This is a genomic window from Faecalimicrobium sp. JNUCC 81, from assembly GCF_053667625.1.
This window is the reverse complement of the sequence record NZ_CM132203.1, coordinates 1148976-1165365: the sequence shown is the minus strand read 5'-3', so window position 1 is coordinate 1165365 and position 16390 is coordinate 1148976. Positions and strand designations below refer to the sequence as shown.

The 16390-nt window shown below is 27.7% G+C and carries 18 protein-coding genes; 3 read left to right on the top strand and 15 right to left on the bottom strand.

Annotated features, from left to right (window positions below; translation table 11 throughout):
• Positions 1-146: 146 nt before the first annotated feature.
• The 5 genes from JNUCC81_RS05870 to JNUCC81_RS05850 form a co-directional block, all read right to left on the bottom strand.
• The gene (locus JNUCC81_RS05870; protein WP_454095735.1) at positions 147-1346 is read right to left on the bottom strand and encodes a dicarboxylate/amino acid:cation symporter; all 1200 of its coding nucleotides are present in this window, start codon (positions 1344-1346) and stop codon (positions 147-149) included.
• Positions 1347-1545: 199 nt separating this feature from the next.
• Positions 1546-2028: a hypothetical protein gene (locus JNUCC81_RS05865; RefSeq protein WP_454095734.1), complete on the bottom strand. Its 483-nt coding sequence runs from the start codon at positions 2026-2028 to the stop codon at positions 1546-1548.
• An 81-nt stretch (positions 2029-2109) separates the two neighbouring features.
• Complete coding sequence (locus JNUCC81_RS05860; protein ID WP_454095733.1) at positions 2110-2817, bottom strand: hypothetical protein; 708 nt, start codon at positions 2815-2817, stop codon at positions 2110-2112.
• Positions 2818-3018: 201 nt separating this feature from the next.
• Positions 3019-3387, bottom strand: coding sequence for a hypothetical protein (locus tag JNUCC81_RS05855; RefSeq protein WP_454095732.1), 369 nt, complete (start codon positions 3385-3387; stop codon positions 3019-3021).
• Positions 3388-3479: 92 nt separating this feature from the next.
• Positions 3480-4301, bottom strand: a complete 822-nt coding sequence (locus JNUCC81_RS05850; RefSeq protein ID WP_454095731.1) for a nitroreductase family protein — start codon at positions 4299-4301, stop codon at positions 3480-3482.
• 196 nt (positions 4302-4497) lie between these two features.
• On the opposite strand from JNUCC81_RS05850, the gene JNUCC81_RS05845 reads away from it, so the two are divergent.
• On the top strand, positions 4498-5376 hold the full coding sequence (locus tag JNUCC81_RS05845) for a LysR substrate-binding domain-containing protein (protein ID WP_454095730.1): 879 nt from the start codon (positions 4498-4500) through the stop codon (positions 5374-5376).
• Between the two features lie 80 nt (positions 5377-5456).
• Here the strand turns inward: JNUCC81_RS05845 and JNUCC81_RS05840 are convergent, their stop codons facing one another.
• Entirely contained in the window at positions 5457-5654 is a 198-nt protein-coding gene (locus tag JNUCC81_RS05840; RefSeq protein WP_454095729.1) for a PspC domain-containing protein, read from the bottom strand.
• 188 nt (positions 5655-5842) lie between these two features.
• Between JNUCC81_RS05840 and JNUCC81_RS05835 the strand changes: the two genes are divergently transcribed.
• Positions 5843-6184 carry a PH domain-containing protein gene (locus tag JNUCC81_RS05835; RefSeq protein WP_454095728.1) on the top strand — a complete coding sequence of 114 codons (342 nt, stop codon included), beginning with the start codon at positions 5843-5845 and terminating at the stop codon, positions 6182-6184.
• Positions 6185-6253: 69 nt separating this feature from the next.
• Here the strand turns inward: JNUCC81_RS05835 and JNUCC81_RS05830 are convergent, their stop codons facing one another.
• The 9 genes from JNUCC81_RS05830 to JNUCC81_RS05790 all read right to left on the bottom strand — a co-directional run bounded on the left by JNUCC81_RS05830 (position 6254) and on the right by JNUCC81_RS05790 (position 15546).
• Positions 6254-7645: an FAD-binding oxidoreductase gene (locus JNUCC81_RS05830; RefSeq protein ID WP_454095727.1), complete on the bottom strand. Its 1392-nt coding sequence runs from the start codon at positions 7643-7645 to the stop codon at positions 6254-6256.
• Between the two features lie 11 nt (positions 7646-7656).
• Positions 7657-8868 (bottom strand): FAD-binding protein, encoded by a 1212-nt coding sequence (locus JNUCC81_RS05825; RefSeq protein WP_454095726.1) that lies wholly within the window; start codon positions 8866-8868, stop codon positions 7657-7659.
• Positions 8869-8882: 14 nt separating this feature from the next.
• Positions 8883-9671 carry an electron transfer flavoprotein subunit beta/FixA family protein gene (locus JNUCC81_RS05820; RefSeq protein WP_454095725.1) on the bottom strand — a complete coding sequence of 263 codons (789 nt, stop codon included), beginning with the start codon at positions 9669-9671 and terminating at the stop codon, positions 8883-8885.
• A 15-nt stretch (positions 9672-9686) separates the two neighbouring features.
• Positions 9687-10961, bottom strand: coding sequence for a nickel-dependent lactate racemase (gene larA / locus JNUCC81_RS05815; RefSeq protein ID WP_454095724.1), 1275 nt, complete (start codon positions 10959-10961; stop codon positions 9687-9689).
• A gap of 21 nt (positions 10962-10982) precedes the next feature.
• The gene (locus tag JNUCC81_RS05810) at positions 10983-12533 is read right to left on the bottom strand and encodes an L-lactate permease (RefSeq protein WP_454095723.1); all 1551 of its coding nucleotides are present in this window, start codon (positions 12531-12533) and stop codon (positions 10983-10985) included.
• Between the two features lie 134 nt (positions 12534-12667).
• On the bottom strand, positions 12668-13378 hold the full coding sequence (locus JNUCC81_RS05805; RefSeq protein WP_454095722.1) for a FadR/GntR family transcriptional regulator: 711 nt from the start codon (positions 13376-13378) through the stop codon (positions 12668-12670).
• A gap of 253 nt (positions 13379-13631) precedes the next feature.
• Complete coding sequence (locus JNUCC81_RS05800) at positions 13632-14504, bottom strand: NAD(P)/FAD-dependent oxidoreductase (protein ID WP_454095721.1); 873 nt, start codon at positions 14502-14504, stop codon at positions 13632-13634.
• A gap of 30 nt (positions 14505-14534) precedes the next feature.
• Positions 14535-15011, bottom strand: a complete 477-nt coding sequence (locus tag JNUCC81_RS05795; protein ID WP_454095720.1) for a glutathione peroxidase — start codon at positions 15009-15011, stop codon at positions 14535-14537.
• A 103-nt stretch (positions 15012-15114) separates the two neighbouring features.
• Positions 15115-15546 (bottom strand): MarR family winged helix-turn-helix transcriptional regulator, encoded by a 432-nt coding sequence (locus JNUCC81_RS05790; RefSeq protein ID WP_454095719.1) that lies wholly within the window; start codon positions 15544-15546, stop codon positions 15115-15117.
• A 429-nt stretch (positions 15547-15975) separates the two neighbouring features.
• On the opposite strand from JNUCC81_RS05790, the gene JNUCC81_RS05785 reads away from it, so the two are divergent.
• Positions 15976-16368 (top strand): hypothetical protein, encoded by a 393-nt coding sequence (locus tag JNUCC81_RS05785; RefSeq protein ID WP_454095718.1) that lies wholly within the window; start codon positions 15976-15978, stop codon positions 16366-16368.
• Positions 16369-16390: the final 22 nt, after the last annotated feature.

The window sequence follows — 16390 nt, the reverse complement described above, 5'->3', positions numbered from 1 at the left end:
TTAGATTCATAAATTCATTTTACTACTTATATCTTAGCTTAGCATATTTTAATACTTTATGTTTAAATAATTTTATATAAATAAAACAAGCCTTATAAAAATAGATTTCCATAAGGCTTGATTATATTTATAAATTTATCTGTATATTAAATTTCTGATACATCAGAAGAAACTTCTTCACTTTTTATATTCTTTTTATCTGCCACTCCAGTAAGCATAAGGGTTATTGCACCATCTCCAACAACATTACATGCTGTTCCAAAGCTATCTTGAAGAGCAAATATAGTTAGTATAAGTGCTGTTCCAGTTTCATTAAATCCAAGAACACTAGTTATTAAACCAAGAGATGCCATAACTGTACCACCAGGAACACCAGGAGCACCTATTGCAAATATTCCAAGTAATACTATAAATAAAATCATAGTAGTAACATTTGGCAGTTTTCCATAAAGAATTTGAGATACAACCATTACAAAGAATACCTCAGTTAATACTGATCCACAAAGATGTATATTAGCACAAAGAGGAACAGAAAAATCTAATATATCTTTTCTTAAAGATTTAGATTTTTTAGCACATTCTAATGCTACAGGTAATGTTGCAGCAGAAGACATACTTCCAACAGCTGTTAAGTAAGCCGGACCATAATGTTTTATAACTTCAATTGGATTTTTACCTGATATAGCACCACCAATAAGGTATAAAACTGCTAACCATATAAAGTGACCAATAAGAACAATAGCTATAACTTTTAAAAATACTGGAAGATGATTAGTTATAGAACCTTCATATGCTAAAGATGCAAATGTTGTAGCTATGAAAAAAGGTAGTATAGGTATTACTATTTTATTAACTAGACTTAAAACTATATCTTGGAATTGATTTAATAATTTTTCAACTAAATCTGCTTTAGTCCAAGTTACTGCTAAACCAACTATTATAGATAAGAATAAAGCACTCATAACAGGCATTACTTGTGGTATATCTAATTTGAAGATAAGCTCCGGCAATTCACGTAAAGATCCAGTAGCTGATGCGATTGATAGTTTCGGAATTAGAATATAACCAAATATTGCAGAAAATGCAGCTGCTCCTACTGATGATATGTATGCAAACCCAATTGCAAATCCTAATAGTTGAGAAGCATTATGTCTTAATCTAGCAATTGATGGAGCTATAAATCCAATTATTATTAATGGAACTGAGAAAAATATTACTTGCCCTAAAATATATTTAAGAGTAACTATTACGTTCATCAAAGACTCTGAAGACGCAAAACCAATTATAAGACCAACAACAACTGCTATCACTAGCTTAAAAATTAAGCTATTAAAAACTTTTTTCATAATAAATCCCCCTTTTAATATGAATACAATTTTATAGTTATAAAAACATATATTACAACACAAATGATAGCAAACTAATACTTAATATTCAACAAGTATCTAACATTTATTATATTGTATATTTTGATATTACGTTAGGAAACCAACATTAAATTTGTTTTTTTGTCGAATAAAATCTTTATCTATCTTATTTGTAAAATTATATCGTCCATTCTAGTAAGTAAACTCTCTTTTCCTTTAATATTATATAATCAGTATCATTTTTAGTTTTATATATATATTCATCTCCTAATTCTATATTTATTGGTTTTTCTTTATAAGGCTTTATATTAGATTTATTAATTGAAAATACTTGTTCTTTAAATTTTTCTATTTTTTTATTTAGTAATTTTATATTATCTTTATTTACAATTATCCATTCTTTTGAATTTTTCATCTTATATATATCTTCTTTTGAGTATTCTAAATAAGCATACCTTTCACCATCACCATGAAAAGATGGTTCACTTTTAAAAATATTTACTACATTTTCCGGTGTACTTAATCTAATGTCCCAATTAATATATATGTCTTTTTGACTATTATTTATTTTTTTGTATATGTTTGATCTTATTTGTGCAACTATTAAACCTAATATGATTATTAATATTGCCATTATGCTTTTTCTTAAATTACTATTCAATACTCTTATCCCCCAAATTTTATTTATTAATATAATAACCTAGTTAGCTATATATAATAAATATTTTCCCATATCTACGTTTTATCCTTTTGAATTTTTGTAATCAATATCTTCTTGTATATACTCTTTAAGTTTTACATTACTAAGATCTATATTTGAGTTATTCTTTGCATCTATCCTAAATAAATCCTTTTCACCTTTTTTTAATTTTGAATACTCTATTATCTCGCTTTTACCGCTTGGATGAATACTTTCTACCTTAAATATAGCATCATTGTTTTTGTCTATATATATTTTAGCTGTTTTGCTATTATATTCTGCAACCGAACTATCTTCATTCTTAACTTTTTTAAATTTATCCTTTAAGTATTTTGTTGTATACTGATTTGACATATTCTCCATTAAAGATATCTTTTCTAGATTTTTATTTTCTCTTGCTATTTGAGGTGAAAGTATAGTTGTACTACCCTCAAATTTGTCATTTTCATTACATATGCTAACTATTTTCCCTTCATTTTTATAAAATATTTCCCTAGCTTGCAATTCATTATTTTTATTGTATTCGTCTCTTTGCTCTACTTCTGTTTTTGAGTCTTTGTAGTACTCTTCATAAGAACCATCATCTTTTGTAAATTTAACGTACTCTACCTCTCCCCTTGATTCAATTAATTTTTCGTAAGCCTTTGTAACTATTTCTAGATTCTTTTTTAGTGTTTTTTCCCTAATTAATACAAATGACATTGCTATTATCATAATAGATACTATGCATAATAAATATTTTTTCTTCATATTTCTCTCCCTTCTTATAAGTTTTATCTAAATAATCTTATTATAAAATATTTTACCATATTTATGAAAATTAGACTCAATTCTAAATTTCGGATAATATATTAATTAAGTAACATGAAATATATATTACATTTAATTTGTTATAAATTTCTTTTACAAACATAAAAAAACAGTGATTTATTTATCACTGGATTTTTATATTTATCTTATTATTTTTAATTTGCATTTTCTCTTTTCTTTTTTTCTACATTCTATTAGTTCCTTTTTTTCTTTTACAAAATCCATTAATGTTTTCTTTTCATAATTAATTACTTTATCATTATATTCTCTTGCAAAAAACAATTCATATGCTTCTTTTACTTCTTTACCATTTCTTTTTATTCTTGCTAAATTTTCTTCATCATTGATTTTTACAACTTTCATTATTTGTCCACAATCACAAATTATATATCTGTAATTTTCTTTAACTTTACTTGATATGCTAATTTTCAAGTTAACCGGCTTTAAACAGTTAAAACATATTGGTATTTGATAAAAATTCCCCTTATTTTCTCCCCTTTGTAAATTCATATCTATCCCCCATTATAGAATTTGCCTACTTATATATTACAACATTTTTTAAATTAAAATAAGGTATTCAAGGAAAACTTTTTCTCATCTAATTATCTCCAAGATATTTGAGCATCTTTTCTAGGTACAGTTCTTGAATATTTTATATCAGGATATCCGATTACCATACAAGTAACTACTTCTTTTCCTTCTTCTAACCCTAGATAATCCATTATTTTTTTATTACCTTGAGCTGCTCTTACAAAGAATCCACTAAAGAATGTTCCAAGTCCTAATGCATTAGTCATAAGCTCCATATTCGAAGAAGCTAGGGCACCATTTACTGGCGAGTCAGATACAACAAGTATTACAGCAGGGGCATTAAAGAATAAACTATCTCCTTTTACTTTATCTTCTTTGTAGGCATCATACATATTAACCCACATATCAGCGTATTTCTTAATAGGCATTGTCTGTGAATTTAAGTTAGAAAGTATATGTTCTCCCATTTGGCTTAATCTTTCTAATATCATTGATCTTAATTCATCTATATCATCTTTTACTACTATATAAGATACGTTTTGACTATTACTTCCTGTTTGAGTAAATCTTCCTGCTTCTATAATTTTTGAAAGCTTATCTACCTCTACATCTTTATTTTTAAATTGCCTTATGGTTCTTCTAAACTTTATAAAGTTCAATAAATTATTCGCATCTATATCAAATTCTTCTTTATTATAATCCTTAACATCTTCCATATTGTACTCATCAGTTGTTACTGCATCTTTTGGACAGACCGCTATACAGTGACCACATTTAATACAAGTTACATTTTTAATATTAGCCTTTTTATCTACAAGCTCTATATCTTTTAAGAAACAGTCCTTCACACATAATCCACAACCTATACATTTATCTTTATCTACTTTCATCATAATATTTATTTCCCCCTATCTTTGACATAACTATAAATAATATTTATAATTTATGTAATTATATTAGTACAATTAATTTATTTTTTAATCATTTATTGAGATTATATCACTATAAATTTATATATGTCTAATGTCTATTTTTCATATAAGTATAACTTTTTGTCATACATTAACTACAATAATAAGGAGTATAAAAATGAATCTACAACAGCTAGAATATTTTAAAACAATATCTGAAACTGAAAACTTTACAACAGCTTCAAACTTACTTTCAGTAACTCAACCGGCTTTAAGTAAATCAATATCAAAATTAGAAGAAGAACTAAAAGTTCCTTTATTTGAAAAAAGCGGACGGAATATAAAATTAACTGCATATGGAAAAATATTTTTATCTCATACAAATATAGCACTGTCTGAGATTGAAGAAGGAATTCAAAAACTACAAGACATGACTAATCCTAGTACAGAAACTATTTCTATTTCATCTACATCTAGTGTCGGAACGTATTTTATGCCACTTTTAATTAGTGAATTCTTAAATACTTATCCTGATACTAAATTTAAATTTAGTCATCAATCTATATGTAATATAGTAAGTGATTTAAAGGCAGGGAAAATAGATTTAGGATTTTATCAAAATATAGATAAGTTTGATAATTATCCTGAAATTGAATCAATACCTATAAAAAGAGAGGAATATGTTTTAATTGTTCCTAAGAGTCATAGTTTATCTAATAAAGATGAGGTTTCTTTAAAGGATTTAAAAGATGAGTTTTTTATTGTATTTTGTGAATCAAGTAAGGATAAAATGATTTCTTACTCAGAATTTTTAGGATATATTCCTAAGATATCTATACATCCAAGTGAAGCTAGTATGATTGAAGGCTTAGTGGCTGCTGGTTCTGGTATTTCTATAGTTCCTAATACTCCATTTATTAATACTAATACTCTTTCTATTGTAAAAATCAAAGAAAAGATAAAAGATAGAGTTATTTATATGGGGTGGCTTAAAAACTCATCTATATCCCCTGTAGCAAAGGAGTTTAAAAACTATGTTATATCATCTATTTCTTGATGATATAACATAGTTTTATTTATTATTAAGTATGATAATAGTTTAAAATTTTTAATATATATCACTACATTGTTTTATAGTTAATAATTATCTTGATTAGGCATAAGAAAAATTAAAGCTACGTATAGCATTATTCCCATAGTTATATTTCCAAATACTGTGAATAACACAAATATTATTCTAAAAGTTGATGACTTAAATCCAAAAAATTCAGATACGCCTCCACAGACACCAGCAAATACTGAATCATTATTAGATATATACATTTTTCTATTCAAATAATTTCCCCCTTTATATATTTAAGCTTAAAATTATTTTATATTTATGATGGTACTACACTTTAAAATATACAACAACAATAATTATTAGTTCGAAAACTTACCATACATTAATTTACAAATATTACTACATAATCTATACTATATTTAAAAGGTTATTAGAGATTAATCTTTAAGGGGGATTTAAAATGGATAAAATAATTAACGAAATTGTTAATATATTAGATGAAGATGAAGAAATATTATTATCATTAAGATGTTCTATAAAAACAGTTTTACGAACAGAGGTATATAGACCTGGTATACTTACATCTACTAATAAAAGACTTATATTTTATGCTTATAATTTAGGAGATGCTAATTTAATCGAAGTTATTAATTATGAAGATATTTCTTCAATTGAAAAAAAGAAAGTTTTACTAAAAGAGTATATAACTATTAGAGGTAATTTTGAAAATATAGTGTTTTCAAATATACTAAGTGATAATTCTGATGAGTTTATAGATTTTATAAATAAAATATTAGATTAATAAAAAATTTCCTTAAATATAAAAAGCTATACTTATTGAAATTTCAATAAGTATAGCTTTTTATATTTTTTAATATATTTTTCCTGGATTTAATATATTCTTATGGTCAAATGCCATTTTTATATTTCTTATAACGTCCATATATGCTTCACTTTGAGATTCGTGTAAATATCCTTTTTTAGCATATCCTATTCCATGTTCTCCTGAAACTTGCCCTCTTAATTCTCTTGCTTTCTTATACATACAGTCAAAGCTTTCTTTCAGTTTTAATTCCCATGTTTTATCATCCATATCGTCTCTTAATGTATATACATGAAGGTTTCCGTCTCCTGCATGACCAAAGCTTTTTATTCTTACATTTAATTCTTTTTGTAGTTCATTAGTATATCTTATAAAATCAGCAACTTTATCTCTAGGTACTACAACATCACACTCATCTATTTCTGTTGTAGATGCTTTTATAGCTTCTAAGAATGCTCCTCTAGCAGACCATATAGATTCATTTCTTTCTTGTGTATCAGATATAAATACATCATACGCTCCGTTTTCTAAACATAGATGAGCAACTTTCTCATATTCTTTTTCTATGTCTTCTTTGCTATTTCCATCAAATTTTAGTAATAAATATGCATCTGAACTATTATCTGGGAATTTCTTTCCTAAAAATTCTTCTGCAGCAAGTATTACTTCTCTTTCCATAAACTCTATTGCTGTTGGTATAGATTTTGATTTTATTATTTTAGGTACTGTATCTATTGCTGCTGCTAAGTCTTTAAAAGGTACTAATAAACTTATATCCTTTTTAGGAAGTGGTAGTAATCTTAGTATAGCCTTTGTTACTATTGCTAGTGTTCCTTCTGAACCTACTATTAAATCTTTTATACTATATCCAGAACTATTTTTAACAACTTTTCCACCTATATTAATTATTTCTCCATTTGGAAGAACAGCTTCTAAGCCTCTTACATAATCTCTAGTCACTCCGTACTTAACTGCTCTCATTCCACCTGCATTTGTATTTATATTTCCACCTATTGTAGCACTTTTTTCACCTGGATCTGGTGGGTAAAATAAGTCTTTTTCCTGAACATATTGACCTATAGTCATAAGTAGTACACCTGGTTCTACTGTTAATGTTAAGTTTTCCTCATCAAGTTCTAATATTTTATTCATCTTACTTAAATTAATCATAATACCACCATGAATTGCTACTGCTGCTCCAACTAATCCTGTTCCTTGTCCTCTAGGTGTTACTGGTATGTTATTTTCATAGGCATACTTCATTATTTTAGATACTTGTTGTGTTTCATATACATTTATAAGTACTTCTGGATATTTTTCAACTCCACCTAACTCATCATGAGAAAAGTCTTCACTTATGCCTTCACCTACAAAAACTTCATCTTCTCCACAAATATCTATAAGAAAATCTATATCATTTTTATCAATTTTTTTATACATAGCTAATCCCCCTATTCTTCCACTGATAATGCTAAGTCTAATTGTTTTTTCTCTATTTTTTCTATTAACTTAGGAACTATTTCATAAATATCACCTATTAATGCTAAGTGAGAAACATCAAATATAGGAGCTTTTTCATCTTTATTTATAGCTACTATGTAGTCTGAACCTTGCATTCCGGCAACAAATTGAACAGCTCCAGATACACCACAAGTTATTATAAGTTTGGGTTTTACTGTTCTACCACTAAGTCCTATTTGTTTTTTTGCATCTATCCACCCAGATTCTACTAATGGTCTTGTTCCTGCAACCTGTGCACCTAATACATCTGCTAATTTATAAATCATTTCCATATCTTCTTGTTTTTTTATAGCTCTACTTCCAACAACAATAACTTCTGCATCTTCAAGACCAACTTCTTTAGTTTTAGGCTTAGTGCTTAATACTTTTATATTTGAATTTAATTTTTCTCTACCGATGTTACATAAAATAACTTTTCCAGTTGGATTTTCTACTTCATTTGGTGCAGAGAATATTTTATATCTTACTGTTGCAAATTGAGGTCTATTATTTGGTGTATGAATATGAGCCATTATATTTCCACCAAAAGCAGGTCTAATTTGATCTAAGTCTGTATTTTCTTGTATATCTAGTATTGTACAGTCAGCTGTAAGACCTGTTTTAAATCTTGCAGCAAGTCTTGGTGCTAATGATCTTCCTAATGTAGTTCCCCCTACTAACATTATTGTTGGTTTTACGTTCTCTATAAAATCTTCAATAGCACTAGAATATGGTTCTATTCTAAAGTGTTCAAATTCTTCTTCATCATATACGAATACTTTATCTACACCATAAGATATTAATTTATCACATTTATCTTTTATATTTTTTCCTACAAATACACAGTATACTGGATGATTTACTTTTTCAGCCATTTCACGAGCTTTACCTATAAGCTCATAAGTTACAGGATGTATATCTCCTTCATGGTGGTCTACATATACAGCTATCCCTTTCCACTTGTCTTTATCTATTTCTACCTTTAAACTTTCAACAAACTCAAATGCCCCTTTCGGACCTTTTTTAACACACATTTTACACATTTTACAAGCTGCGTTTATTTCTACTTTATCATTTATAAGCTCTATTGCATTAAAAGGACATAGTTTAATTACTTCATCAACATTCTCTATTCTTTCTTGATTTATTATTATTTTAGCCACTTTAAATCATCCCCCTATATTAACTTTAACGCCTTAAGTTTATCTGCTAACTTATCACTTATTTCATCACTATTTCCTCTTAAAACTTCTTTTTCATTATTAGAAGTTGGAGGGAAAATTTTTAATACTTGTGTTGGAGAGCCATTAAGTCCATAGTTATTTTCATCTTTATCTTCAAAATCACTTAAACTATACATAGGTATCTCTCTATCTTTAGTGTCTAATTTTAATTTAAATGAAGGTAATCTTGGTTGGAATATTCCTTTTTCAACAGTTATAAGGCAAGGGTAATTAACCTCACACTCTTCTAATGTATTTGGCATATCCGCCTCTACAACTATACTATTTTCTTTTACTTCGATTATTTTAGTTACATTTGTTATATGAGCTATATTTAAAAATTCTGCTATTTCTGGTCCAACTTGAGCAGTATCGCCATCAGTTGTTTGCTTTCCACATATTATTAAGTCTGGACTTCCTACCTTTTTTATTCCTTGAGATAGTGTATATGATGTTGCAAGTACATCTGCACCTGCAAATTTTCTATCACTAAGTATAGCTCCTTCATCAACACCCATCATAAAACCTTCTTCTATTATTTGCTTTGCTTGTGGTGGTCCCATAGTTAATACTTTTAAAGTTGCACCTTTTTCCTCTTTTATTTTAAGGGCTGTTTCTAGTGCATATAAATCGTATGGATTCATTTTAGAATCTATCCCATCTCTTTTAAGTACCCCTGTTTTCTCATCAACTTCAACTTCAGTAGTTCCTGGAACTTGTTTGATACATGTTAAAATTTCCATTTTTATCCCCCTTATCTACTTAACAATTACAGATACTCCATCAGGAATAACTACAACTTTTGAGTCTTTGCCTTTTATATCAAAGGCTATATTTAAAGCATCATCAAAGTTTGATGTATGCTTCATATGCATACTTTCTATCATATTTTTATCACACTTATCTGTAACCATTATTACTGTGTGTTTTTCTAGTATTCTGGCAAGTATTTGAAACTCCCATTGATCTGGAGCAGTTTGTGCTCTACTTACCTGTCTAACCCTTTTTAATACTTCAGTTGGAGATTTGGCATTTGCTATATTATCATAAAATGATTGACCTCCATGACCATCATTACATGCAGATACCATAATTATTACTCCACCTTCATTACATGTTGCCTCTGCTGCTGTCATTCCTTTTACTGATTGATATATATTTTGATCTAGTGGATATCCACCATTAGTACTGACAACTATATCAGCTTTATGAGGTTTAACCCTAGACAGTTCAGTTACAAATTCGCATCCTTTTTTATGTGCCTTTTCTACATCTCCAGCAAAGGATTCTATAACTTTTTTATCTTGATCTATTACAACATTTAATATAAATGCTAGATTAGATGCCTTAGCCGCATATATCATATCTTCATGTATAGGATTCTTATTAAGTGTACCTGTTCTTGCATTTTTACTATCAATAAAATCACTACAATGGTTATACATTATAGTTTTAGCTGATGCTACACCTGGAAGTATACTTTTTCTTCCTCCAGAAAATCCTGCAAAGAAATGAGGTTCAATAAATCCTTCTGCTATTAGTAAGTCTGCTTCTTTAACTAGTTTATTTAAATATAAATCTCCACCAGACGGCAGTACTCCCATTTTTACCATTTGAGAATCATCTGTTGATATATGCATCACTATCTCTTCATTATTTACTATTTCTTCACCCATTTTATATATTAGTTCTTCTCTTGTACTTTCTCTATGAAAGCCTGTCGCAACTAATATTTTAATATTTGCATTCTTATTTACTTCTCTTATTCTTCTCAATATTATGGGCATTGTCACCCTACTAGGTACTGGTCTTGTATGGTCACTTGTTATTATTACTATATTTTCCTTATTTTTTGCTAATTCTTCTAGTTTCTGTGATCCAATTGGATTGTCTAATGATTTTTCAACTATTTCTTCTTGAGTTTCACTAACTTTATAGTCGTGTGCCTTAGATGTGAGTAATTTGATAAAGTTTTCGTCTGGAATATTTAAAGTCATTCCTTCTTTTGAGTATGGTACTTTTAAAGTAGGCATTTTATCCCCCCTAATATTTAATTAAATACCTATATAACTTCCGAAATAAACCATAATGCCTAGTACTATTACATAAACTAAGCAGAATTTTAATGTTGAGTTAAGTATTTTTCCTTCTTTTCCTATTAATCCTGTTGCTGATGTTGCAATTGCTATACTTTGTGGTGATATCATTTTCCCAGCTGTTGCACCTGCTGTATTTGCTGCTGCTATCCAATATGGGTCTATGCCTAGAGCTGTTGCAGATTGAGCTTGTAGCCCACCAAATAATATGTTTGCTGATGTATCACTGCCTGTTACAAAGGTTCCAATTGAACCTAAAAGTGGTGCTATTATCGGATAGAAAGACCCAGTTATTGCGCTAAGTCCAAATGAAATTGATCCTGTCATACCGCTATATGACATAATTTTTGATATTGCAACTATTGATGTTATAGTTACAAATGATTTAGATAATTGTTTTACTGTTCTTATTAATACATCTACCATAGTAGAAACTTTTACTCTTTGTATTAATCCTCCTAAGAATGTAGCAACTATAATTACCATTCCTGGTGTATTTAACCACACAAATTTAGTTGTTGCTGCTCCTTCTCCTGTATATATTTTAAATTCACTTGTAAATTTAGATAAAAACTCGTTTATTGATGGGAATAATGGGCTTGCTGCTAATATCAAGATACATAATAGTATGTATGGAAGCCATGCTAGTAACCCTTCCTTTAAAGTTACACTAGACTTTATTGCTACATCTGTGGAAGCATCATCATCTCTTGTTTTAGATTCATTCTTTTTCATTGCTTTTGCCATAAGTATTGTGACTAACATACTGCACAAACTTCCTACAAGGGCTGGTAATTCAGCTCCTAAATATTTTGCTATAAATATTTGTGGTATGGCAAAGGCCACCCCTGATGCGAAAGTTATTAAAAATACTCCTTTTAATGCTTTAAAACTTTTTTTAGTAAGAATTACTAATACAAAAGGTATTAATATTATGAATGGTGCTAATTGAATTGCTGTCATATAACTTAATTTCATTACATCTAGTCCAGTTACTGTTGCTAGTGTACTTACTGGAATACCTATTGCTCCAAATGCAGTTGGAACTGTATTAGCTATAAGACATATTATAGCTGCAAATATTGGATTAAATCCTAATGATGCAAGTATACTGGCTGGTATTGCAACAGCTGTACCATATCCTGCAACTGCTTCTAGGAAACCACCAAACCCCCAAGCTAGTATAAGTACTTGTATTCTCTTGTCTGTTGTTATACTAGATAGCATTTGTTTCATAGTATCCATTGTTTTTGTCTCAACAGCTAAGTTGTAAGTAAATAAAGCTGCAACTATAACTAAAAGTATAGGCCATAGTGCAACTAATACACCTTCAATAGATGCTGTAATTGCATCTATAAATGGCATTTTCCAAAACGCCATAGCTATAATAAATGTAAGTATACCTGTGAAAAGACAAGTTTTATGTGCTGGTAATTTCAATACTCCCAATGACACAATCAACCATATAATTGGTATTATAGCTATTAAAAATAACATATAATCGTTCATCAAGTTTCCTCCTAAATATTATTTTGTGACGGTCACTTGAATGATGGTCAGTGGTATTACCACTTATGCTTTAATAGTATAAGATAGTGATGTTTTTTTCAATGATTGTTTGAAATTTAACATTTTCCATCGAATTATTTCACTAAATAACTTTCTCTAATAATTGACATATGTCTTTTCATTTCTGTATATGCTAAATTAGGATTTTTTTGTTTTATCCCTTCATATATCATTTTATGACTTTCAAATAGCGTCTTTTCATCTCTATAATTGTATATAATTCTTTCTCTTGCATCCTCTATAAAAGTTTCAAAAAGTCTAGATGATGTCATGAATACACTTTCAATTAAATAATTTTTACTTATAGATGCTATTTTATTGTGAAATTTTTGGTCAAGTTGAACTATCTTTTTACTATTAAAATTTAACTTATCATTTTCCTTTTGCATCTGCTCTATTATTTCTCTTAATTCATTACAATCATCTTTTGTTGCTTTTTCTGCTGCTATTACCACTGTTTGTAATTCTAAAACTTCTCTTAACTCTAATATATCTTGCCACGTACCTTCATTTAATTTAAATCCCATAGATAGTGGCTCTATTAGTGATTTTTCTATGCTATTGCATATAAAGTTGCCTTCCCCTTGTTTACTTTCAATTACTCCCATAGTTTCTAAAACTCTTATAGCTTCTCTTATTGATGTTCTACTTACACTCATACTCTCTGATAATTCTCTTTCTGATGGTAGCTTGTCCCCCTTTTTTAATTCTCCTCTTAATATCTTATCTTGTATTTGTTCTATTACAAGCTCATAAACTTTTTTATTTGAAATATTATAAAACATATTATCCCCCACTGATTTGCATTTTCTCTTATATATTATTTATATCAAATACATTTATCTTATACCATATATTTTATTATCTAATCTATATAAATAAAAGTAAAATAAATAACCCCTTAAATTAGTATTGTACAAGTATTTTTTACTTGTGTCTACTTTAAGGGGTTAAATTTATCATATAAACCTATTGATGATTTATCTTCTTTTTCTTGTGGTGCTTGTTCAAAACATTGGTTACAAGGAAAATCTCCTCCTATGCTCTTTTTCTTTTTTGTTCATCTAAATATGATACGGCTGAAAGTGCAGCTATATTTCCTTCTCCAGCTGCTTTTATATATTGATAAGGAGCTCCAACTATATCTCCTGCTGCAAAACAACCTTTTAAGTTTGTTTTCATTAATCTATCTACCTCTACATGATTTCCATCTAGTTTTAACCCTGGTACTAGTTGTCCTGGTGAAATACTATCTCTTAATATAAATATCCCATCCGTTTCTATTTCACTATTTTTTAATATTAATTTATTTGCTAATCCATGACCTGATATTTCTACTGGAATATCTTTTATAACTTCAATTGAATCATCAACTTCTACATCCTCTTTGTACATAGGTATATAGTAAACCCTTGAAGCAATAGTAGCTATAAAGTTCGCTTCAGCCTCTTCATGTTTGTTGTAAGAAATTATTGTAACTACCTTATTTTTATATAAAGGAGCATCACAAGTTGCACAATATCCTACACCTTTTCCTAAAAATTCTTCTTCTCCTTTAAATGGTCTTCCAAAATTCACACCCGTTGCTAATATTATAGAACTAGCTTCATAATTATTTTCATTTCCCATAAGCGAAAAGTACCCACCCATTGAATATATACTATTTATCTTTTCTTCTGTTATTTCTATATTCATAGATTCTAAGTGATTAACAAACTCATATTTTATTTCTGCTCCACTTTTACCATAAAAACCTAAATAATTATTAACTTTATGAGCTTTTACTAACTTATTACTTATATCTTTACTACCAAAAATTATAAATTTCTTATTTCTAATACTTGCATTTAATGCAGCAGATATTCCCGCTACTCCACTACCTATTATTGCAATATCATACATTTCACTCATATATTTTCCTCCTTATAGCCTTATGTTTATTTATCTTAATAAATTTTCTATATCACTTTTAATCTTTAATGGTGATACTGTAGGTGCATATCTTTTTATTACATTTCCATTAGAATCTATTAAAAATTTAGTGAAGTTCCACTTTATCTCTTTACCAAGTAATGATTTTGCCTGGCTTTTTAAATATTTATATAATGGGTGTGCATCTTTTCCGTTTACATCTATTTTTTCAAACATAGTAAATGTAACTCCATAGTTTAATTGGCAAAATTCATGTATTTCTTCATTACTACCTGAATCTTGTTTAGCAAATTGGTTACAAGGGAACCCTAATATTTCAAGCCCTTTATCTTTATACTCTTGATATAATGCTTCTAAATCTTTAAATTGAGGAGTTAGTCCACATTTACTTGCAGTATTTACAACCAAAACTACCTTCCCTTTGTAATTATCCATACTTATTTCTTGCTTGTTCATTTTTTTAGCTTTAAAATCATAAAATTTCATATTAGTTATTCCTCTCCATTTTCAATTTATTTAAATCTAATTTAGTTCAATTAATTTATTTAAAATATAAAGTCAAATTCTGTATAGAATTTAACTCTATTTATTAATCTAATTCACTTAAGAATTCATCTAAGTATACTTTTAATTTTTTAAGGTTTTCTTTATCTCCATTGAAGTTACAGTATAATTTTTCTGGAACTTCAAGTATATCTTCTTTTAATAATTTGCCTTTTTCAGTTATTTCTACTGTAACTACTCTATCATCTTCTTTATTTCTATATTTAGTAATTAAACCCATAGATTCTAATTTTTTTACTACTGGAGTAATAGTTCCAGAATCTAGGTGTAGTCTCTTACCTAATTCTTTAAATATAATTTTTTCTTCTTCCCACATTACAAGCATGGCTACATATTGTGTATATGTTAAGTTATATTTATCAAGTAATGGTTTATACAGTTTTATAACCTCTCTTGATGCTGCATATAATGAAAAACATATCTGGTTTTCTAATTTTATTTTATCATATTTACTCATTTATTTTCTCCATTCAATGATTTATATAAATTTAATTTAATTAAATCAGTTGTTGAATTTATTATATACACTATTATTTTTGTTGTCAATAATTTTATTCATATATTTTTTATAATAAATGTATAAGATTGTGAATGCTGGATATAATTAAAGTATACTCATTAATGTTTTTATTCAAATTTTATCCTAATTTTATATTTTATATCCTTACTAAAAGACAGGCAACGGACCCTGTCTTTTTTAATCTTTAATTTCTCTCTATTAATTAAATCTATATAATAATATTATTAATATATAAATAATACTTTTTTAACATTTTTTGCTATAATTTAATATATAGTAACTAATTTAGTTAGTTTATTAGTTTTAAATTATATAGTTAAATATTATTCTTAATAAGCTATTATATAAATCGATTGGAGATTATTAATGAGGAGCAAAATATTTGATGATTTTATAGTTCTAGCTGGTATTGCAGGACTAATATATCTTATACTTATTGGAATTAGAGATTTTATAAAAAATATTTACAGAAAATTCAGGGTTTCTGAAATAAGAGTAACTAATGTTAATATGACTATTAAAAATAAAAGGTTTGTTAAAGGCATGCCTTGCAATTATTCTGATAGAAATAAATATTTTATTTCAAATTTACCAAACTCTTATTTATTAGAATTGGAATATAAAGATAAATCTTATAGAATAAATGATAAAAATATATTTGAAACTGTAAATATCGGTGATAATGTTATGATAAGACTTATCGAAAAATTTGATAAATATGAAAATCTACTTAGCTATAAACTAGAAAATATGAAATAAAATTGATTATTAATATTTAATT

Excerpts from the sequence above, each read along its gene's own strand:
- JNUCC81_RS05870 (WP_454095735.1), bottom strand. The coding sequence starts at position 1,346 with ATGAAAAAAGTTTTTAATAGCTTAATTTTTAAGCTAGTGATAGCAGTT.
- JNUCC81_RS05860 (WP_454095733.1), bottom strand. The coding sequence starts at position 2,817 with ATGAAGAAAAAATATTTATTATGCATAGTATCTATTATGATAATAGCA.
- JNUCC81_RS05855 (WP_454095732.1), bottom strand. The coding sequence starts at position 3,387 with ATGAATTTACAAAGGGGAGAAAATAAGGGGAATTTTTATCAAATACCA.
- JNUCC81_RS05850 (WP_454095731.1), bottom strand. The coding sequence starts at position 4,301 with ATGATGAAAGTAGATAAAGATAAATGTATAGGTTGTGGATTATGTGTG.
- JNUCC81_RS05845 (WP_454095730.1), top strand. The coding sequence starts at position 4,498 with ATGAATCTACAACAGCTAGAATATTTTAAAACAATATCTGAAACTGAA.
- JNUCC81_RS05835 (WP_454095728.1), top strand. The coding sequence starts at position 5,843 with ATGGATAAAATAATTAACGAAATTGTTAATATATTAGATGAAGATGAA.
- JNUCC81_RS05830 (WP_454095727.1), bottom strand. The coding sequence starts at position 7,645 with ATGTATAAAAAAATTGATAAAAATGATATAGATTTTCTTATAGATATT.
- JNUCC81_RS05820 (WP_454095725.1), bottom strand. The coding sequence starts at position 9,671 with ATGGAAATTTTAACATGTATCAAACAAGTTCCAGGAACTACTGAAGTT.
- larA (WP_454095724.1), bottom strand. The coding sequence starts at position 10,961 with ATGCCTACTTTAAAAGTACCATACTCAAAAGAAGGAATGACTTTAAAT.
- JNUCC81_RS05810 (WP_454095723.1), bottom strand. The coding sequence starts at position 12,533 with ATGAACGATTATATGTTATTTTTAATAGCTATAATACCAATTATATGG.
- JNUCC81_RS05805 (WP_454095722.1), bottom strand. The coding sequence starts at position 13,378 with ATGTTTTATAATATTTCAAATAAAAAAGTTTATGAGCTTGTAATAGAA.
- JNUCC81_RS05800 (WP_454095721.1), bottom strand. The coding sequence starts at position 14,504 with ATGAGTGAAATGTATGATATTGCAATAATAGGTAGTGGAGTAGCGGGA.
- JNUCC81_RS05795 (WP_454095720.1), bottom strand. The coding sequence starts at position 15,011 with ATGAAATTTTATGATTTTAAAGCTAAAAAAATGAACAAGCAAGAAATA.
- JNUCC81_RS05790 (WP_454095719.1), bottom strand. The coding sequence starts at position 15,546 with ATGAGTAAATATGATAAAATAAAATTAGAAAACCAGATATGTTTTTCA.
- JNUCC81_RS05785 (WP_454095718.1), top strand. The coding sequence starts at position 15,976 with ATGAGGAGCAAAATATTTGATGATTTTATAGTTCTAGCTGGTATTGCA.